Source organism: Paenibacillus sinensis (genome assembly GCF_019904155.1).
Lineage (GTDB): Bacteria > Bacillota > Bacilli > Paenibacillales > Paenibacillaceae > Paenibacillus_AQ > Paenibacillus_AQ sinensis.
This window is the reverse complement of sequence record NZ_JAHCMB010000159.1, coordinates 35,928-56,635: the sequence shown is the minus strand read 5'-3', so window position 1 is coordinate 56,635 and position 20,708 is coordinate 35,928. Positions and strand designations below refer to the sequence as shown.

Annotated in this window: 18 protein-coding genes; 1 reads left to right on the top strand and 17 read right to left on the bottom strand. The window is 53.6% G+C overall.

All coding sequences use genetic code 11. The annotated features are described in order from the left end of the window. Positions 1-63: 63 nt before the first annotated feature. The 15 genes from KIH86_RS18700 to KIH86_RS18630 form a co-directional block, all read right to left on the bottom strand. The gene (locus KIH86_RS18700) at positions 64-2,403 is read right to left on the bottom strand and encodes a penicillin-binding transpeptidase domain-containing protein (RefSeq protein WP_223080627.1); all 2,340 of its coding nucleotides are present in this window, start codon (positions 2,401-2,403) and stop codon (positions 64-66) included. A 45-nt stretch (positions 2,404-2,448) separates the two neighbouring features. Next, the gene (locus tag KIH86_RS18695; protein WP_223080626.1) at positions 2,449-2,838 is read right to left on the bottom strand and encodes a hypothetical protein; all 390 of its coding nucleotides are present in this window, start codon (positions 2,836-2,838) and stop codon (positions 2,449-2,451) included. 23 nt (positions 2,839-2,861) lie between these two features. Next, positions 2,862-3,815, bottom strand: coding sequence for a 16S rRNA (cytosine(1402)-N(4))-methyltransferase RsmH (gene rsmH, locus KIH86_RS18690; protein WP_223080625.1), 954 nt, complete (start codon positions 3,813-3,815; stop codon positions 2,862-2,864). Positions 3,816-3,849: 34 nt separating this feature from the next. After that, entirely contained in the window at positions 3,850-4,287 is a 438-nt protein-coding gene (gene mraZ / locus KIH86_RS18685) for a division/cell wall cluster transcriptional repressor MraZ (protein WP_223080624.1), read from the bottom strand. 749 nt (positions 4,288-5,036) lie between these two features. Beyond that, entirely contained in the window at positions 5,037-6,308 is a 1,272-nt protein-coding gene (locus KIH86_RS18680) for an adenosylhomocysteinase (protein ID WP_223080623.1), read from the bottom strand. A gap of 62 nt (positions 6,309-6,370) precedes the next feature. Further along, complete coding sequence (bshC, locus tag KIH86_RS18675) at positions 6,371-7,999, bottom strand: bacillithiol biosynthesis cysteine-adding enzyme BshC (protein WP_223080622.1); 1,629 nt, start codon at positions 7,997-7,999, stop codon at positions 6,371-6,373. A 263-nt stretch (positions 8,000-8,262) separates the two neighbouring features. Continuing rightward, positions 8,263-9,186 carry an ABC transporter ATP-binding protein gene (locus KIH86_RS18670; RefSeq protein ID WP_407672307.1) on the bottom strand — a complete coding sequence of 308 codons (924 nt, stop codon included), beginning with the start codon at positions 9,184-9,186 and terminating at the stop codon, positions 8,263-8,265. Further along, the gene (locus KIH86_RS18665) at positions 9,180-10,175 is read right to left on the bottom strand and encodes an ABC transporter ATP-binding protein (RefSeq protein ID WP_223080620.1); all 996 of its coding nucleotides are present in this window, start codon (positions 10,173-10,175) and stop codon (positions 9,180-9,182) included. The genes KIH86_RS18670 and KIH86_RS18665 overlap by 7 nt, the downstream gene beginning before the upstream one ends. A gap of 12 nt (positions 10,176-10,187) precedes the next feature. Beyond that, complete coding sequence (locus tag KIH86_RS18660) at positions 10,188-11,117, bottom strand: ABC transporter permease (RefSeq protein WP_223080666.1); 930 nt, start codon at positions 11,115-11,117, stop codon at positions 10,188-10,190. A gap of 22 nt (positions 11,118-11,139) precedes the next feature. Then, positions 11,140-12,072, bottom strand: coding sequence for an ABC transporter permease (locus KIH86_RS18655; protein WP_223080619.1), 933 nt, complete (start codon positions 12,070-12,072; stop codon positions 11,140-11,142). Between the two features lie 235 nt (positions 12,073-12,307). Then, a complete protein-coding gene (locus KIH86_RS18650; protein WP_223080618.1) occupies positions 12,308-14,029 on the bottom strand; it encodes a peptide ABC transporter substrate-binding protein in 1,722 nt (573 codons plus the stop codon). Positions 14,030-14,179: 150 nt separating this feature from the next. Further along, the gene (locus KIH86_RS18645; protein WP_223080617.1) at positions 14,180-14,566 is read right to left on the bottom strand and encodes a DUF3397 domain-containing protein; all 387 of its coding nucleotides are present in this window, start codon (positions 14,564-14,566) and stop codon (positions 14,180-14,182) included. Positions 14,567-14,582: 16 nt separating this feature from the next. Beyond that, positions 14,583-15,530 (bottom strand): ketopantoate reductase family protein, encoded by a 948-nt coding sequence (locus tag KIH86_RS18640; RefSeq protein WP_223080616.1) that lies wholly within the window; start codon positions 15,528-15,530, stop codon positions 14,583-14,585. 124 nt (positions 15,531-15,654) lie between these two features. After that, positions 15,655-16,299, bottom strand: coding sequence for an RsfA family transcriptional regulator (locus tag KIH86_RS18635; RefSeq protein WP_223080615.1), 645 nt, complete (start codon positions 16,297-16,299; stop codon positions 15,655-15,657). Positions 16,300-16,569: 270 nt separating this feature from the next. Then, positions 16,570-16,776, bottom strand: a complete 207-nt coding sequence (locus tag KIH86_RS18630; protein ID WP_223080614.1) for a hypothetical protein — start codon at positions 16,774-16,776, stop codon at positions 16,570-16,572. 143 nt (positions 16,777-16,919) lie between these two features. Here KIH86_RS18630 and KIH86_RS18625 point away from each other — a divergent pair, with 143 nt between their 5' ends. After that, on the top strand, positions 16,920-17,888 hold the full coding sequence (locus KIH86_RS18625; RefSeq protein WP_235775485.1) for a coiled-coil domain-containing protein: 969 nt from the start codon (positions 16,920-16,922) through the stop codon (positions 17,886-17,888). Positions 17,889-17,893: 5 nt separating this feature from the next. Here the strand turns inward: KIH86_RS18625 and KIH86_RS18620 are convergent, their stop codons facing one another. Then, entirely contained in the window at positions 17,894-19,120 is a 1,227-nt protein-coding gene (locus tag KIH86_RS18620; protein WP_223080613.1) for a sugar ABC transporter substrate-binding protein, read from the bottom strand. A 210-nt stretch (positions 19,121-19,330) separates the two neighbouring features. Continuing rightward, positions 19,331-20,662: a PhoH family protein gene (locus KIH86_RS18615; RefSeq protein ID WP_223080612.1), complete on the bottom strand. Its 1,332-nt coding sequence runs from the start codon at positions 20,660-20,662 to the stop codon at positions 19,331-19,333. Between the last annotated feature and the right edge of the window lie 46 nt (positions 20,663-20,708).

Here is a 20,708-nt window from a genome sequence, read left to right as displayed (position 1 = left end):
GACGTCTTCAGGCGTTTATCCTTGTCTCCATGCTATTCGGGACAAACCGAGGTTAGAACAAGCCTAGTTCGTCGTCGTGGCGGGCGCGTTCGCGGCCTCATTGCTGACAGAGCCTTTTCCGGAAGATGGATCTGCGGCAGCACCATTCACTGAAGCATTTGCGCCATTATCCGCAGCGCCTGCGCTTCCTTTACCATCACCGCCGCCTGCTCCGGTATCGTCTCCGGTGGCCTCTGCCTTGGCTTCTTCCTGACCGTATGGCTTCAGCGTAAGGGTTACTTCCGCCTTACCATTCTTCTGGGTCACAGACTGTTCGGTTACATAACCCTCGCCGCTCACCTGGATTCCGACCTTAAGCAGGCTCAGAATTTCCAGAGCATCGCGAAGCGATGCGCCCTTCAGGTCCGGAATGGAAGGGTTATCGGTCTGCTCGCTGAGCAGATACACCTTCTGACCCGTCACAAGAGCCGTTCCAGCCTCCGGATATTGGCTGATCACCTTGTCGCCGGAGCCTACGCTCTCGAAATCGAAGCCCTGATTCAGCAGCTGTTGTCTGGCCGATTTCATCGTCTGGCCAGTCAGATCCGGGGCCTTGCGCGTAACAGCCGCTTCCGTCTGGTTCTTGGTCTTCTTCTCTTGATCGGTGTATGTCTTGGGCACTCCCATATACTCCAGCGACTGGGACACGATCTTCTGGAAGATTGGTGCAGCTACTCCGCCACCGCCAAGCTCGGTTTGCGGGTCGTCGATAATGACGATGACAGCGATCTTTGGATCGTTCACCGGCGCATAGCCGATGAATGATACCACATTCTTCGTGTAATCATACCCGCCCTTCCCATCCGGCTTGACAGCCGTACCAGTCTTGCCGGCTACCCGATAGCCCTCGATATAGGCATGACGACCAGTGCCTATCGTCTGGTCAGCTACGACCTGCTCCAGATAGAGGCCGGTCTGCTTGGCGCTCTCTTCGGTGAGAACCTGCCGCACCACCTCGGGCTTGGTGACAGTCACCTTGCCGGTGTTGGGATCGTCAATTTCCTTGACTAGATACGGTTTCATCAACTTCCCGCCGTTGGCTACCGCCGAGACGGCGGCGAGCTGCTGGATAGGCGTAACCTGTACCTTGCCGTGACCGTATGCCAGGGTTGCATATTCCACATTGTAATGAGGAGTGAGAACGCCCTTGGCTTCGCCGGGGAGGTCGATACCGGTCTTGGTATCAAAGCCGAAGTCCCTGATATATTGAACCAGGCGGTCTCTGCCCAGCATCTCGTAACCTAATTTGACAAAAGCTACGTTGGAGGAACGCTTAACGCCTTCCAGATAGCTGATCGTTCCCCAGCCGGAGCGGTTGATATCATGCAGCGGTTTGCTGTAACCTTTGATCCGGATAGAGCCTGACATGAACGTTGCATTCGGATTGAACAGCTTCTCCTGAACGGTCCCGGCCAAAGTCACGATTTTGAAGGTCGAGCCTGGCTCATAAATCGATTTGACCGCATGATTGTAAAAGTCACCCTGATCCTGCGTCGCCCCATACTCATTGGGATTGAAGGTCGGCAGATTAGCCATGCCCAGAATCTCCATTGTATTCGGATCGGCAGCGATGACAGTCATGGTCTTGGGATGATATTGATCATACGCTTCCTTCATCGCATTTTCGATATAATACTGAATTGTGCTGTCGAGCGAAAGCTTCAGGTTATCGCCGTTCACGACCGGCTTGTACGTTTCATCCCCATTGGGAAGCTTCACACCGTTCCCGTCGCTCTGATAGTTGAGGGAACCATCGGTGCCTTTGAGCTGCTCGTCGTAAAAAGCCTCAAGGCCCGCTACGGCATTGCCCTCCCGGTCCGTGTAGCCCAGTACATGCGCAGCCAATGAATTCTTCGGATAATAACGCTTCTGGTCGCTGACATAGCCGATCCCCGTCTCACGGATTCCGTGCTCCTTCTCGATCTTGTCGCGAAGAGCAATCACCTTGTCGACAACGGTCTGATCTACCTTCCAGCCTTCATTGCGGACCTCGCGGCTTTTCCAAAAGTTGCCCTTCTCGTCTTTGGCGTCAACCAGCTTCTCCAGCTCGGATACCGGCTTGTTCAAAATCTCGTGAAGCCCCTGCACCACCTCGTCCCGGATGCCCTGCGTATGTATAACTTCCGGATCGATGACAATGGTATAGGCGGGCACGTCACTTGCTAGAACCGTGCCATTGCGGTCGGTAATCTCTCCGCGCTGGGCCTTGATGATCGATTTATGCGCCCAGGTCTCACTGGCTTTCTGCTGCCAGAAGTCGCTCTGCAGCACCTGAATCCAGAATACCCTTCCGACCAGAACAAGAAAAAAGAGGGTAATACATCCCCCTATAAACAGCGATCGAAGCTTTATTCTTTTCACCATTCGCAAACCTCACAACTTTTTTTCGCTTAACTGACGGCTCATCGGCTACTTGTCATCGGTATAGGACACGTCGCGCGGGACGAAGATTGTCTTCTCGTCGGTAGGAGACACCCAGCCCCAGGAGCGAGCCTTGGCGGGCACCTGCTGTTCCAAATCCTGCTTCTGCTTCTGGTAGACTGCGATCTGCTTCTTGGCGGTGGAAATTTTCGAGTCGAGCAACTGCGCCTGCTTGTTCAAATCATAAATGTGGACGTAACGCCATACCAGGACGGTCCCCACGATGACAAACAGCCCAAGAGTCAGCAGATACAGCAGCTTCTCCTGAAGCGGAAGTGAAGTGCGCCTTGTGACAACCTTTGTCTTTTCGCGGTAGCGCGGATTTTGTTTCGGTTCTCTTTGCTGCTCTACAGCCAAATTGCCGCGGGTATAGGCCATCCTTCGACTCTCCTTTTCGTCTATTACAATTTTTCAGCAATGCGCAGCTTGGCTGAACGGGCACGCGGATTGGCATCCAGCTCTTCTTCGCTTGGCGTGATCGGCTTGCGGTTGACCAGCTTCATCTGTCCTTCGCCGCCGCACACGCAGACCGGAAAATCCGGCGGGCAGGTGCAGCGGCTGACATAGCTGTTCAGAATCTGCTTGCAGATCCGATCCTCCAGCGAATGGAACGTAATGACGGACACGCGGCCTCCCGGGGACAGACATCGCACGGATGCGTGCAGAGCCTCTTCAAAAGCGCCCAATTCATCATTCACGGCGATTCGAAGCCCCTGAAAGCTCCGTTTGGCGGGATGACCGCCGGTTCGCCGCGTTGCAGCGGGAATTGCCTCTTTGATAATATCGGCTAGTTCCCCCGTGCTATTAATAGGACACTGTGCCCTGCGCTCAATAATTCTTCCCGCAATCCGTCTGGAGAACTTCTCCTCGCCGTATTGGAACAGAACGCGTGCGATTTCCTGCTCCGGCCATGTGTTTACAATGTCCGATGCAGTCAGGGATGCTTCCCGGTCCATCCGCATATCGAGCGGGGCGTCGTGATTGTAACTGAAGCCGCGCTCCGCTTCGTCGAACTGCGGGGAGGACACGCCAAGGTCGAACAGTATGCCGTCTACTTGGGGAACTCCGTCTTTCTGTGGGACTTCAGGCAGGGACTTAAGCTCTTCCTCCAGGAAGCGGAAATTGCTCCTGACGAGCGTAACCCTGTCCATGTAACCAGCCAGCTTCTCCTTGGCGTTATCCAGCGCCCAGTCGTCCTGATCGAACGCGATCAGCCGGCCCTTGTCCCCAAGGCGTGAGGCAATCAGGGAGCTGTGGCCCGCTCCGCCAAGCGTGCAGTCCACATAAATGCCATCCTCCCTGATGTTAAGACCTTCCGTTGCCTCTTCCTTCAGAACCGTGATGTGGTGAAACAAGCTTCATCCCTCCAGGGCAGTAATCGTTATTAGGCTAAAATTCAAAGTTGAAATCCACCAGCTTCTCGGCAATCTCGTTAAAAGACGCCTCCGACTGCCCGAAGTACTGCTCCCAAAGCTCTTTGTTCCAGATTTCCACCCGGTTCGAAACGCCAAGAATGACACAGTCCTTATCAAGTTTCGCATACTCTCTCAAATTGGCCGGCAGTGTAACCCGGCCCTGCTTGTCCCACTGGCATTCGGTCGCTCCCGAGAAAAAAAAGCGGCTGAACGCGCGGGCGTCGGACTTCATCAGCGGCAGACTTTTCAGCTTTTGTTCCATGATTGCCCATTCTTCCATGGGATAAACGAACAGACAGGAATCAAGACCCCGGGTTGCCACGAAGGACATGCCGAGCAGTTCACGAAATTTGGCCGGAATGATAATCCGTCCCTTATCGTCAACACTATGCTGGTATTCCCCCATAAACATAGGCTGCCCACTCCCTAATTCCCTTTGGTCTCCACTTTACCCCACTTTTCACCACTTAAGCATAATAGATTCGTCGGTAAAAATCAAAAACCTTTTTCCGAAATTAGGAAATTTATTCCTGAACGGATTTTATCCGCGTTCTCTTCACACGCTGTGAAATCAGCCTTACTGGCGTAGTTTCGTACAGTCCGACGCCCTTCCCAAGGGGTATTTCTGCGTTCGGACGATGATTAACCTGGGAACTATTACCACCCGTTTCGGCTGAAAAACGGTATCTTGGTAACATGCTTCAACTCCGGCTCACTCGGATGCGGGTACACAGCGCGGAATGACGGATAGGACTGCACGATGCATGTGCCGGTGAGCACGGACATAACTGCACTATGCGCATGCCGGTGAGCACGGGTATGGCCATCTCCATGCAGCATCCTGAAATTCCCCGTGGCTATCTCCCCATGTGGGGTTCCGCTCTATTGACCCGACATGTCTCGACGGTAAGCAAATGGTGGCGAATCCTGGTAAAGATCCCGCACTCCCATTTTTTTCTTCTATTATAATTGGGTATAATTAGGATAAGCTTGAGTGCTGAAACAGAAGGTATCCCCATGCGCATAGCTTGTAATTTTTTGTTGTCCAAGGAGGAAGGCGTCGACTTTTAAGCAACGGATGTTTACCGAAAAACGCAAAAAGTTCCCGCATCCTGCAAGGAGCGGGAACTTTTTGCGTTTTGGCTTGAAGCCGTCTATACATTAATCGTTCAGATTCCAGCTGTCCAGATAAGCAATCTGCTCAGGTGTCAATGTATCAATGCCGAGACCCATGCTCTCCAGCTTATAGCGGGCAACCTGCTCATCCAGGTCGTAAGGTACATTTTCCACCTTGACTCCGATTGTTTTGTAGTTGTCATTGACATATTTCAGCGACAGCGCCTGAAGGGCGAACGTCATATCCATGATTTCGGCCGGGTGGCCGTCCGCGGCGCCCAGGTTGACCAGGCGGCCTTCAGCGAGCAGATACAGCTTGCGGCCATCCTTCATCCGGTACTCCTCAATGTTCTTGCGAACCGTGCGGATGGATTCCGAGCGCTCGGCCAGCTCTGGCTTGCATACTTCGACATCGAAGTGACCGGCGTTGCAGAGGATCGCCCCGTCCTTCATCACATCGTAGTGCTCGCCGCGGATGACATATTTGTCGCCGGTAACTGTGACGAAGAAATCGCCCAGCTTTGCAGCTTCCACCATCGGCATCACATGGAAGCCGTCCATATGAGCCTCCACCGCTTTGATCGCATCCACTTCCGCTACAATAACATCCGCTCCGAGTCCTTTGGCCCGCATGGCCACGCCCTTGCCGCACCAGCCATAGCCGACGACGACGACCGTCTTGCCCGCCACCATGAGATTGGTAGTCCGGATAATACCGTCCCAGGCGGATTGGCCTGTGCCGTAACGGTTGTCGAACAGATGCTTGCAGTACGCGTCGTTAACGGCAACCATCGGGAATGTCAGGATGCCCTGCTTCTGCAGCGCCTTCAGCCGGATTATGCCGGTAGTGGTTTCTTCCGCGCCGCCGCGAATATTCACCATCAAATCAGGGCGTTCCGAATGAAGCAACGTCGCAAAATCGCCGCCGTCATCAATAATGAGATCAGGCTTGCTCTCCAGCGCCTTGATATTCAGCGCCTTGAATTCCTCAGGCGACGGGTTGTATTTGGCGAATACCGTAATGCCGTCCTCCACAAGCGCCGCACAGACATCGTCCTGCGTCGAGAGCGGATTGGAGCCCGTGATCGTCACTTCCGCGCCGCCGGCTTGAACAACCTTGGCCAGATAAGCCGTTTTGGCTTCCAGATGAAGAGTGATGGAGACCTTCAGCCCCTTGAACGGCTGCTCCGCCTCGAACTGCTCGCGAATCCGGTTCAGCACAGGCATATGCTGGCGAACCCAGTCGATTTTGAGATGTCCCTCGGCTGCGAGCGACATATCGGCTACAATACTGTTTTGCCGGGATAATGAACTCATGAACGTACCTCCTGCTTCGGATGGGATGAACTTGCGTCTTGCATAGCCGTCGTTTCGGCCGGTTACATGTAGAGGACCCGGTGAGCCCCGGTGTAGTCTGCCGGCAGCTCCAGCAGCTGCTCCAGCCAGGACAAACCGTATTTATTCAAATAATACGTGATATTGTAGACTCTTTCCTGCAGCCTGCCAAGCGGCATCAGCGAGCATTCAATCCGCTCCCACTGCCGGAGCGCCGATTCGCTCTGCTTGGCCATTGCGGTCATGACCTTGCTCTCCAGGAAGTCAATCTGGTCCAGAATTTTCTCCTTGTTGGCGGCGCCCAGCTTGAGCAGTCCGGCCTGCACAGTGCCGATCTCCCCGATCAGCGGTTCGTACATGGCAGCAAAGGAGACTTTGATCTCGTCAAATTTCCGGCTTAGCTGAAGCTCGTCCTGAGCCTCCAGCCAGCTTCGCTTCTTCTCCTCCAGCCCTTCGCGCACGTCTTCAAAGATCAGCCCGTATTTCTCCATATGCTTATGCAGCGTACCTTCGACGACCGTATAGGACATCCGGGGCAGAATCGGCGGCATCTTCATGCTCAGCTCTGCGAAAGCCCGTCCTGTAATTCCCCAATAAGAAATCTCCCCCTGCCCGAGCACCGTTGCCAGGACCGGAAGCAAATACTCCTGCATCAGCGGACGGGTCAGTACATTGTTGCTGAAGCGCTCGGGATGTCTCTCCAGCAGGTCCAACAGCTCTTCCTTGCTGAAAGCCACACGCCCTTTGCGGTCTGTAAAACGACCATCCTTCTTGACCAGAAGCAGCCGCATTCCCTCGTGAATGTAAAAGAGATTCGCGCCACCCTCCGCCACATCGGCCTGAAGCTCATGTCCGCCGCTGACGATATCATCCGCCGCCTTATGGTATGCCGCTTCCAGATCGTCGTTCCTCTCAATCAGCGCGCGGAACTGCGGCTGCTCCAGCGCCCGCAGGGCTGGGTCCGCCGAGTCCAGCAGTATCAGACCGAATCGGCCGAGCAAAGCACCGAGCATTCCGGCAAACGCGGAAGTCATGCTCCCATGCCGTGCCGCATGTGTGGCCAGCTCCATGATCTCCTGCTTGAATTCGCTCTCCTGAAGCAGCTCCCCAAGCTGCTCAAGCGGCTTCGCGAAGTCCTCCTCGCTCACCTGGATGCAGCTGACGCTGCTGCGCCCGGCATCCTCTCTCTCAACCTTCACCTTGACCACTTCTCCGGACCGGTCCAGCACATATGTATGATTGACCTCATCCCAATCATGGTCCTCGCCCGCGATCCAGAAGACCGGCACGACAGGGCGTCCGAGCTCCGCCGCCGCCTCCCTGGCAGCAATGATCGCGGTTATGGCTTTATAAATGACGAGCAGCGGTCCGGTGAACAGTCCGCCCTGCTGGCCGCCGGAGATCACCAGCGTCTCCGGTTGTTCCAGCAAATCCAGTGAGCGCCGAACCGCTTCATGATGATTGAATCTGGCGTTATAGCTGCGCAGTACTTCCGTCAGACGGCTGCGATCCACGCGGCTGTCACTTTGGCTGTCCAGCCAGGCGGCACGATCCTGTCTGGTACTTGCATGCTGATAGCTTCCGCCGAATAAATGCGACACCTTCTCGTCGCCCCTCAAGAAAGCTTGGGCGAGCGCCGGTCCGCCCGGCAGAGGCTCCGGTACAACGTTCATCAGGTTGCCTCCTGTTCTGCTGATGCGCCCTATGTATAGCTGTCAGGCGTCTCTAAAACTTCCTTTTTGATTGTATCCAAACCTGAACGTTCCGTCAAAGCGTTAAGTGAGGATTATTGCCTGACAACGATCTTGATCAACGATTGTTTCCCGGGAAATATCCCAAGAATGGTCGGCGTTTGTCAAAAAATAAGGTTTCCCCCGCTTCCGGACAGAAGCGGGGGAAACCTGTTACATTCCTCGATTAGTGCAGCATTTTGCAATCAGGCATATGCCTTGGCAACAAAGTGGCCCTTCGAAACTTCGACCAGCTTTGTTTCATCCTCGTTGGTCTGCTGGTCGGCTGAATAGATCGGGCTTGCCAGCTCGTCATGCATATGCAGACGCTTCTTGTTCACTTCGATTTCCGGATCGGGAATCGGGATCGCGGACAGCAGCGCCTTGGTATAGGGGTGAATCGGATTGGCGTACAATTCTTCGCTCTCAGCAAGCTCGACCATCTTGCCCAGGTACATAACGGCTACACGGTCGCTGATATGCTTAACCATGGAGAGGTCATGAGCGATGAACAGATAAGTCAGTCCAAGACGGGTCTGTAGCTCTTTGAGCAGGTTGACGACCTGCGCCTGGATCGATACGTCAAGCGCCGAAATCGGCTCGTCGCAGACGATGAATTTCGGATTGACCGCAAGCGCGCGGGCAATGCCGATACGCTGGCGCTGGCCGCCGGAGAATTCATGCGGATAGCGGGTTGCATGGTCATGGTTCAGACCGACCATATCCAGCAGCTCTTCGACCCGCTTCTTGCGCTCGGCGCGGCTTCCTGCCATGCCATGGATGTCCAGCGCCTCACCGATGATATCCGAAACCGTAAACCGCGGATTAAGCGACGCATACGGGTCCTGGAAGATCATCTGCATATCGCGGCGCATAGCTTTCATTTTACCCGGAGACAGCTTGTAAATATCTGTTCCGTTAAACTTCACGCTGCCGGCCGTCGGCTCATACAGACGGAGCACCGTGCGTCCCGCCGTCGTCTTGCCGCAACCTGACTCGCCTACCATACCCAGCGTTTCGCCTTCACGGATCGAGAAATTGAGATTGTCGACCGCCTTCAGCACTTTCCCTTTGCCGACATTGAAATATTTCTTGAGGCCTTCCACCTCGATCAGCTGTTTGCTCAAGATTTTTGCGCCTCCTTGGCCATCGGATGCAGATTCCAGCAGCGCGCTGTATGCGTGTCGCTGAATTCCGTAGTGCCCGGATCAATTCTCTCGCAAATTGCCATTGCCTCGCTGCAGCGCGCGGCGAACGGGCAGCCGACAGGAGGCTTGATCAGATCCGGCGGCGTTCCGACGATCGGAATCAGCGGCTCGCCTTTCTTCTGGTCCAGACGAGGCATCGAATTAAGCAGTCCCTTCGTATAAGGGTGCTGCGGGTTCTTGAAGATTTCCCATCTTGTTCCGGTCTCGACCACTTCACCCGCGTACATGACGATGACACGGTCGCACATGCCGGCGACAACGCCAAGGTCGTGAGTGATCAGAATGATCGATGTGCCGAGCTTGTTCTGCATATCTTTCATTACTTCCATGATCTGTGCCTGTATGGTTACGTCAAGCGCTGTGGTCGGCTCGTCCGCAATCAGCAGAGCCGGACGGCAGGCCAGCGCGATCGCAATCATAACACGCTGCCGCATACCGCCGGAGAACTCATGGGGATATTGGTTAAAGCGGGCCTCGGCATTATTGATACCGACAAGCTTCAACATTTCAATGCCACGCTTGGTCGCTTCGGCCGCTGACATTTTCTGATGTTTGATCAATACTTCCGTGATTTGCTTGCCCACTCTGATCGTGGGGTTCAGTGAGGTCATCGGGTCTTGAAAGATCATGCCAATGTCTTTGCCGCGAATTGCTTCCATCTCTTTCGTGCTCTTCTTCAGAAGGTCTTGCCCTTGAAAAATAATCTCGCCCTGCTTCACCTTGGAAGGAGGTGACGGAATCAGCCGCATGATCGACTGGGCCGTGACGCTCTTGCCGCTGCCGGACTCGCCGACAATCGCCACTGTCTCGCCTTTGCCAATTTCAAAATTCATTCCGCGGACAGCCTGTACTTCACCGCCCGACACAAAAAATGATACTTGCAAGTCTTTAACCTGTAAAATCGGGTCCATTATGGTCACCTCCTATTTCTTGAGTTTAGGATCAAGCGCGTCGCGAAGACCGTCGCCGAAAATATTAAAGGCGAGCATCGTTACACTGATCAGAATAGCCGGGCACAGCATCCGCCACGGATAAATCAGCCAGCCTGTGAGCGCATCGCTTATCATGGAACCGAGCGAAGCTCTGGGGGCTTGCACGCCAAGACCGAGGAAGCTCAGGAATGCCTCCGCAAAGATCGCGTTCGGCACCGACAGGGTAACGGTAACGATAATCGGGCCAATGGCGTTTGGCAGCAAATGCTTGAACAGCAGCCGCTTGGAACCTGCGCCCATGGAACGGGAAGCAAGGACGAACTCGCGGTTCTTGAGCTGCATAATTTCACCGCGCACAATCCATGACATCGTAATCCAGCCCGTAATCGTCAGTGCCAATATGATCGTCCCTAGACTTGGCTCAAGCACAACGAGCAGCAGAATTACCACCAGCAGGTAAGGAATGGAATACAGAACTTCGGAAATCTTGTTCATGATGCTGTCTGTACGGCCGCCGAAGAAGCCCATAATCCCGCCATACACAACGCCGATACACAGGTCGATCAGAGCGGCCGCCAGGCCTACGATCAGGGAGATACGCGCGCCGTACCAGGTACGGACGAACATGTCGCGGCCCAGATCATCTGTACCGAACCAATGCTCTCCGTTAGGAGGTACATTCGTATTCAGATAATCATTGGAATAATAATCAAACTTGGTAATATGCGGGCCGATGATGGCGCCGATAATGATTATTACCAGTACGCCGAGCGAAACCATGGCCAGTTTATTCTGCCGCAGACGCTTCCAGGCGTCCTGCCAGGCCGACAGACTCTCACGCTGAATGACTTCAGCCTGTTTCTCGTCCACGCCGATCTTCCGGAAGTCTTCGGGCTTCAGGTCTACGCCGGGCGGAACCATTTGTTGTTTAGCTGCCACTTGATTAGCCCTCCTTTTCTCCGGTTAATTTAATGCGCGGATCGACGAATACATAGGCGACGTCCGTAATGAAGCGGGCAACCATGAGCAGGATGCCGTAGAAAATGGTAATCCCCATAATGATCGGATAATCACGAGTACTGATTGCTTCTACGAACTGCTTGCCGATGCCGCCGATCCCGAAGATCTGTTCGATAACGACAGAGCCAGTTACGATGTTCGCAGTCATCGGTCCCATGTAAGTAACAACCGGCATAATGCCATTGCGAAGTACGTGGCGGAACAGAATAGTGATCCAGCTGAGACCTTTCGCTTTCGCCGTCTTGATGTAATCCGCATGCAGCACCTCAAGCATGCTCGAACGCGTCAACCTCGCGATAAACGCGATTGGCTGAGCCGATAGAGCCGATACGGGAAGGAAGTAATCCCGTACTTCTTTAAATCCCATAACGTTAACCCAGCCCAGCTTTGAAGCAAAGACATACTGCAGAATGGTCGCCAGCACGAAGCTTGGAACCGCTATGCCCAGCACCGCCAGAACCATGGCCGCCGAGTCGATAAACTTCCGGTGATACAGAGCCGCCAGCATGCCCAGCAAGACGCCGACGATGACGGATACCAGGATGGCCACAAGGCCGAGCTTCAGCGAGGCGGAGAAGGTCTGTCCGATAATATGCGAAACGTCTTGATTCATCCGCTTCATGGACACGCCAAAATCCCCTTGCACGATATTGCCCAAATATTTGAAATACTGCTGGTAGACGGGCTTATCCAGGCCGTATTGTTCATACAGACGCTGGCGGATCTCATCCGGAATTTTCTTCTCGGATGTGAACGGGTCCCCCGGAATGGCTTTCATCAGAAAAAACGTAGCTGAGATTAGCACAAACAGCGAAACCAGCATATAGAAAAATTTATTTGCAACATAACGTATCATGCCCGTCAACACCTCCTTCGACAAATTTTTCAAACCTAATATTGATTTTATGCAATTATTGACCGCTTGTCCATTTTCTAATTTTGTTAAATAACCAAACTTTGGAATGCGGACAGACATACAAAAAAAAGGGATATATATGGAATTCCACATATATATCCCGAAGTGTTCATTCTACTTCAGATACTAAATCTTCAATTAAATATCTGTAAGTCTCCTTTATAAAAGCTTAATCTTAGTGCTCGAGCAGGTAAGCGCGAGTCAGGTCGATTGCGCCGCTGAAGTCAAGCGTTACGCCTTTCAGGTAAGGCTTGGTCAGCGAGTTGTTGGTGTAGTAGTAGATCGGGATCAGGATTTGGTCATCCTGAATGATCATCTTCTCGGCAGCCGCGAATTTCTCTTGGCGAACCGTGTTGTCGCTGGTTGCTTTTGCTTCAGCGATCAGCTTGTCGTATGCAGGATTAGCATAGCCGGTATCGTTGTTACCGCCTTTGGTTACCCACATATCAAGGAAGGTCATCGGATCATTGTAGTCAGCGGTCCAGCCAGCGCGGGCAACTTGATATTGCAGATGTTGACGGTTCTCGATAAATACTGCCCATTCCTGGTTTTCAAGCTTCACATCAATGCCCAGGTTCTTCTTCCACATGTCGCCAATAGCCAGGGCGATCTTCTTGTGGCCTTCACTTGTGTTGTAGGACAGGGTGAATGCAGGCAGTTTAGTCAGGCCTTCTTCTTTCAGACCTTCAGCCAGCAGTGTCTTGGCTTGTTCCAGATCTTCCGTGAAGTAGTTGTCTTTGACAGCTGTACGGTATTCGCCGTCAGCGCCAGCGATACCAGGTGGTACATAACCGAATGCCGGCAGCTGTCCGCCAAGCGTAACCTTGTCGATCAGAGTTTGACGGTCAATCGCCATAGCCAGGGCTTTACGGATCTTAACGTTGTCGAACGGTTTTTCAGTGATGTTAAACTCATAGTAGTATACACTTGCAATACCTTTTCTGTTGAACTCATCCGGATATTTCTGCTGTACGATCGGCAGCTGTTCAGTCGGAATTTCACCGTTCGGGCCGCCTGCGCGGTCCAGCTGGCCGCTTTCGTAAGCGGACAGTTCAGTTGCGCCGCTGTTTACGAGCGAGAAGTCGATTTTGCTAAGTTTAATGGAATCTTTATCCCAGTAGTTGTCGTTCTTGGATACTTCCAGAGATTGACCAGTCGTCCACTCGGTCAGAGTGAAAGGTCCGTCAACAATCATAGTATCTTTGCTGGTTGCCCATTTCGGATTGCTTTCAACCGATTGGTGAACCGGATAGTAAGTGTAGAAGGACAGAAGGCCAAGGAAGTAAGGAGTCGGAGCTGCAAGAGTTACTTCGAGCGTCTTGTCGTCAACGGCTTTAACGCCTACTTGGTTAAAGTCGGTGATTTTCTTTTCATAGTAATCTTGAGCGTTCTTCAGGTAGTACAGTTGGTAAGCGTAAGGTGCCGGTTCAGTAGCGGCAGGATCCAGGACGCGTTTCCAAGCGCGTACGAAGTCGGCGGAAGTTACAGCGTCGCCGTTGCTCCATTTAGCGTCGCGCAGGTGGAAGGTATATACCAGACCGTCAGCGGAAACATCCCATTTCTCGGCGATGCCCGGTTCTGCTTGGCCGGTTTCGTCATTCATGCGGGTCAAGCCTTCATACATCGTCTTCAGGACAGTGTTGGCCTGGCTGTCTTGTGCAAGAGCCGGGTCAAATGTCGGAGGTTCGGAACTCAGGTTGATTTTAAGCGTTTGATCAGCAGCAAGCTTCTCTCCCGCTGCGGCTCCGTCAGTAGCTGCCGGAGTGTTGCCAGTGTTGCCGGTGTTTGCCGCGGTATTCTCCGTGGCAGAATTATTGCCACCGCCGCATCCTGCAAGCACAGTTCCGATGACAAGAACGAGTGCGAACAGGAGTAAAAGACTTTTACTCTTCTTCATCTAGCAGTTCCCCCTAAATAGAATGTGGTATATGGTTTATGATTATACAACCAGTGGTCAAAAAAATCTAGCTTATTGTCGGATGAATTCAATTTTTTTTAAAATTTTTAAAGTTATGTGACAAAAGCCGATTGACTACGTTAGACAAGCTTACATTGTCTGTAGGATATATTTGACCACACCCGCCACCATAAACAGCAAATAGCCCGATGCCATAACCACAAAACCGAGTCTCCATACGGCACGCACCAGTCTTTTGCCATCTACCCTGCCTTTCAGCCGGTTCTGCGCGCCTCCAATAAAGCCCGCAGCCAAAAGGACGAACAGGAGAAAGAGATAGAACCCGAACCCCGAGTGAAAAAGATTGTTAAACAGCGCCGACACCGAGAATAGCAAAAATACGGTGGTCACGTCCATGGCGAGCAGCAGCGCCCGCCTCCTGTCCATCCTGTACAGGGTAGCGACGGTATAGACAAGCACAAAAGGCAGCACAGGCATAACGCTCAACACAATCAGCGAATTGCGGAGCCATTCCAAACGGCTTCACCTCTCCTTATACGATCATGCCCTCTATCATCCGGATTATTCCTCTGTGCAGAGGAACATCAACGCCGGTTTGCCGCGCAAGCTCGGCCAGGGCTCCGTTTATCCATTTGATTTCGGTCTCCCTTGAAGCCAGCACATCGGCCAGCATGGAGGAACGATTGCCGGAGGTTGCCCGGCATACATTCAGAATGTCGTCCCACAAGCTGTCCTCCCGGGATATCCCGGCCGCATCGCAGACCGCTGTCGCTTCCTCGTAAAGTGCTCTCATCAGGTCTATCCGTGCAGCGGATGCCAGCAGTTCTCCGTTCGGTATGCGCCAGATGGCGGTCAGTGGATTAATGACGGCGTTGATCATCAGCTTCCGAAAGATCATGGTTTCCACTTGATTCGACACCGATGCCGAAAATCCTGCCGCTTCAAGCCGGGCAGTCAGAAGGGATTCGAGGCCAGAGCTTTCACCCGCCCCCTCTCCCCATCGTCCAATGTAGGTGTGTCCCTTTCCCGCATGAGTTACCCGGACTCCGGATTCCCGCTTCGCTCCTTCAGTTGTAACGCCGGCATACAAGGAAGCCGCAGGCAGCAGCGACTGCAGCATCTCCAAATGCCCCCATCCATTCTGGAGGCACAGAATATTCATCCGCGTGTCCCGCAGCGGTATCAGAAGCTCCGGCAGTTCCCGGTGCAGCGCCGTCTGTTTGACGGCAAGCAGCAGCCAGTCGCCTGGCAACTTCAGCCATTCCGCAGCAAAGTTAGCCGCGGGTGCCGCGCTGATTGCTCCACCCTCCAGATGCGTTCTGACCTCGCCATTCACAGAGCTAACCGTCAAGCCGTATTCCGAGAGACTCGCCGCCTGATCTGGGGTTCTGCACCATATCCGGACCTCGCAGCCGGAATCCATCAGCATTCCCGCCAGCAGCAGGCCCAGCGAACCGGCGCCCATAATATCGATTTTCACGACCTTCTGTCACCATCCGATGTTTTGCTTCTAGTATAAATGCCGTAAGAGCAAAAGAAAAATCCCATACCCAAGCCATGTTCCCATGCCTTGGATACGGGATTCTCTTCTTACACCTGATCGCTCAATCGATCCGTTCCAGATTGCCGTTGGCATCCATCTTGAAACGGTTCTTGATTTCTTCTTCATCTTCGTTCAGAAAGGCCAATCTGCGCGCTCGATCCATGATCTGGATCAGCGCTTTGTAGTCGTCGTTCACGACCCGGTAATCGCTCTGAGCGGTATTGACTTCCTTGGACAGCCTTTCATTCTCGGCACGAAGGTCGGCCAGCTCTTCTTCCTTCTCCCGAAGATCGCGCTCCAGCATTTTGAGCTGACGGCCCGCTTCCTGATAGGTCCCCTTCCATTGTCGCAGAAAGCGGATTACCGCATCGATGGACAATGAATTCTGAGCTTCTTCATGGACAAAAGGCTCTTCTCCTTCGCCCCCGCCGAAGCCCGCTACCTGCGCACCGCGCGCCACGCCCTGCTTCTTAAGATAGTTTCGCTTCTGGCGCTGCCCTTTGGCAATCGAAATCGCTTCCTCATAGCTTTTGCGTACACAGCTGTTCCAGCGGAACCCGCAGGCGGCCGATGTTCTGCCGATCTTCTCCCCGACTTCCTCAAAGGCTGCCAATTGGGTGCTGCCTTCCCTGATATGGCGCAGCGTTACCTCCGCCAGTACCAAATCGTCTTCTTCGCTCCAGGCGTCTTGTCTGATGGCTGTCATAAAAGCCAAACCTCCTAGTGACATCTTGAAATAACCCTTGTCGCAACCGGCCGCGTCAGCCGGCGGATTGATTGGGAATAAAAGCTGCTTACTCCATTTCTATGCCTCTCATAGAGTTCATAGAATCTATTTGATACTCTTTTGTATTTCCAATTTGACTGCAGGACATACACCTGGTGGTAAAATAAAGCGATTTCAATACTATCCTCAAATTGTCAATCAAGCTTTTCACAAACCGGAAGAAAATACCTGTTTTATCGTTGAGTTCGTTTACTCCATTTTAGGCGGCGGGTATAATGAATAAGAGGCAAGCATAGAAGGCTGATGGTAAGCGGGCCGCTTATCGTTGGCCTTATATTTTTGAGAAGCTATACATATGATGGAATAATCGGGCGCTTCATCAGACAGCATGCCCGGATTGGAGGCGAAGAACGCTGCATACCTATACCAAGCTGAAGACGCTGCTTCTGCTTCCATTATGCTTCCTGCTGCTAATTCCTCCGGCTTCTCAGTCCCTGGCCGTTTCCGCAGATCCCGCTGCCGCTGCATCAGCATCTCCTGCACCTTCCTCTCCCTCGTCTCTGTCCGCTTTTCCGGACAATGAGGAGACACGCAGACTGATGCAGAAGACGCTGTCCAAGACGGAGATACAGAAGGAAATCGACCGGGTCTCTGCCGAGCAGAGCAAGCTGGCGGCGAGATCATCCGACCTCAAGAAGCAGGCCGAGCAGAAACAGACTGATATCGAGGATAAAAGAAAGCGGGCCGGGGCTGTCGTCCGCGCTTACTATACGGGGGACCGGGAACCGTGGCTTACGGCCTTGCTGTCAGCGGACACGCTGAGTTCATGGTTCGTGCTGCTGGACTATTACGAGATCATCATGGGGCGCGACAAAGAGATTCTTGCGGATTATGAGAAGGAATACCGGGATTTGCAGCGGACGCTGGCGGCTGCCGACCGCTCCTTTCAGGAACTGGACAAACTTAAGAAATCACTGGAGGAGCAGAAGAACCGTGTGGATAGCCTGAACAGGGAAATCGCAGGCGGAATCAATGAGAGCGGAGACCCAAGCGGCATGGCCTCGCTGCTCGAGGAATTTACGATATACTGGCAGAATATCGGTCTCCATGAAATCAAGACCTACTTCAAGGCCTTGTCCAAGGCGATGGATAATCTTCCGGAATTCGTGGAAGGCCGGGACGATATCCTGACCCGCAAAGGGATGAAGTATGAGCTTAATCTGAAGCAGGAGGATCTGAATGCGTTCCTTCGCAGCCAGAATGCCATGTTCGATCAATTCGGGTTCGCCTTCAAGAACGACCAGGTGATTGTCTCCGGAACAAACGGCGATCTCTCCATGACCCTTACGGGCCATTATTCCGTACAGGAGGAGCCGGTTAACGGTATCATGTTCCATGTTGACAGCATCATCTTTAACGGACTCCAGCTCCCGGACACGACATGCCGGGAGCTGGAGAAGGAATTCGATCTAGGTTTCTATCCGTCCCAATTCATTTCCTTCCTGAAGACCAGCGAGGTTCAGAGCAGGGACGGGGTGCTGCATGTGGAACTCGCCATCAAGTTCTAGAAAAGCTATTCTGCGGCCGAACTGACTGCCGCCAGGAAACCCGGCGCATCCAGCTTGCCGGTCAGAAGTTCCCTGGCGGCGGATACGATAGTCGTCCATGCCGGCCTCGGTTCATCTGCCTGCGTCTTCTCTTTCAGCAGAGCTTCGGGATCAAAGGGAAGATCCGCAGCAACATCCGGCTCATCCCGGTAAGGCTCGGAAGCGGCCGGCAGCATGCCGGTGCTCTTCAGCCAGTCGGTCTGCGCCTCCGGCGAGGTCAAATAGGAGAGCCAATCGGCAGCCGCCTCAGGGCTGCGCGATTGGGCGGACAGCGCGAAGCTGCGGCTAAGCAGCGTCTGAGGCTCCGCGCCATCGGCTCCCCAAGGAGTTTCCACCGTAAGCCCCTCCCCGCTTCCCGCATGTTCCCTCCAGACAGAGTAAGGCATGGCTGCAATGGCGACGTGCCCTTGCTTGAGCATGCTCCACACCGTTTTCTCCCGGCCGTCGCTGGAATAAATCGCAGATCGGTTCTTCTGCACCCATTCCAGCGCCTTGCGGGCCGCCGGATACAGCGGACTCCCCATACTCTCCAATAGCGCGGATAAGCCATAAGGGTTATTTTTGTCCAAAGCCAGCACGTATTTGCCGCTTTCCGGCTTCATCGCTTTCAGCAGACTGTCCCACGCATCCGCCGAACCCGGCACATGCTCCATCCCCAGGCTCTTCAACACCTGTGGCTCATAGACGAAGACGTAGGGATCGATGTCCAGCGGCACCCCCCAGGTATAGCCGTTCCACTGCAAGAGAGGAAGAAGCGGCGTCAGCGGTGTTCCTCCAGGAGAATTCTGATAGGCGTCTGCGGGAAGCAGATAGCCACCCTGTGCAAGCTCCCGGATCTGCCCGGCATCCGTCATGACAATATCGGGCATGGAGCCTACCGTGAGCTCGTGGATCAGAGCATCGCTATCTGTACCCGGCCCCAGATTTTCCAGCGTGACCGATATACCCTTGGAGAGCGCATACCGGTCGCTGATCCGCTGCAATTCCGCGAAGCCGTCATCATCCAGCGCAACTGCCACGCGCAGAGCCGCGGGTTCCCCCGTCTGCCGGAGGGAGGAGATCCGGGAAGGGGATTGATTGTCATTGCGGGGAAGCGGATTATCGCTTTCGCTCAGGTCCATATTGGGCGACAGGCTGGTCAGCGCCAGCAGCAAAATCGCGAACAGCAGACCGTAATTTTTGCGTTTCTGCATAATCTCCTCCTTGTCCGTTAGCCAAAACCGTCTCCCCCATTTTACCAGCCCTGCGGCTTTTTGTCTGCGTCTCTGATAACGCTTTCTTCTATTATAAAGGTTTTACCATTCGGCTGCCGATGGACGTAAAATAAGCCGGGAGAACTCTCTCCCGGCTTAAACTTTGTTCCCTGATTATTCGGATATCGTTGCGGGAAACCGCCTTACGCCTTAGAGCAGATCCGCCGCCAATTGGGCCAGGCGGGAACGCTCGCCTTTTTCGAGAGTAATATGTCCGCTGATGCTCTGCTGTTTGAATTTCTCGACGATATAGCTGAGTCCGTTGCTTGCGGCGTCGAGATAAGGATGGTCAATCTGCTCAGGGTCGCCCATCAGGATAACCTTGCTGCCCTCGCCCGCACGCGATACGATGGTCTTCACTTCATGGCGGGACAGGTTCTGCGCCTCATCGATGATGATGAACTGAGACGGGATGGAGCGGCCGCGTATATAAGTCAGCGCCTCGACCTGAATGCTTCCGAGGCCCATCAGTATTTTATCGATGTCGCCCGCTTTTTTGGTATCGAACAGAAATTCCAGATTATCATATATCGGCTGCATCCAGGGCCGGAGCTTCTCGTCTTTTTCGCCGGGAAGGTATCCGATGTCTTTGCCCATGGGGACGACAGGCCGTGCTATCAACAGTTTCTTGTATTTATGCTCGTCTTCCACCTTGAACAGTCCTGCGGCCAGCGCCAGCAGCGTCTTGCCGGTTCCGGCTTTGCCTGTAACGGTGACAAGCGGTATTTCATCATTCAGCAACAGTTCAAGCGCCATCCGCTGCTGCGCGTTGCGTGCGCTGATTCCCCATACCGGATCATTGCCGAGATACAGCGGCTCCAGGCGGGTGCCGTCGGCATTCACCTTGAGCAGCGCCGATTTGCCTGTGCCGATCTCATCCTTCAGAATAATGAATTCATGGGGATAGAGCGGATAGGACAGCTGTAATTGCTTGACGGCAAGTGTCCGGTTGCTGTAGTACTCGTCGATCAAGGCGGGATGAACCGGCAGCGTCTGATAACCGGCATACAGCTCGTTCAGATCAGCCGTGCGGTCGGATAAATAATCCTCGGGCGTAATGCCCAGCACATCCGCTTTGATCCGGACAAGCACGTCCTTGCTGACAAGGACGACCGGCCGGGGCTCCGGCTTCTCGTTCTCTTCTTGCAGATAATTCAGCGCTACAGCCAAAATCCGGTTGTCGGTGGATACCTCGCCGAACATTTCCTGAACCCGGACGAAGCTGCGATGGTTCAGCTCGACCTTCAGCGTCCCCCCATGCTCCAGCGTCACGCCGCTGTGCAGATGGCCCCGTTCCCGGAGACCGTCCAGCAGGCGGGAGACTGTGCGGGCGTTGCGGCCGATTTCATCGGCATTGCGCTTCTTGGAATCAATCTCTTCAAGCACTACGGCGGGAATAATAACTTCATTCTCCTTAAACGAAAAAATCGAATTGGGGTCGTGAAGCAGTACATTGGTATCCAGTACAAAGATCTTTTTCATGGTATCCCCTCCACAGCGCCTGGTTTGTCATAGGATACATAACTCT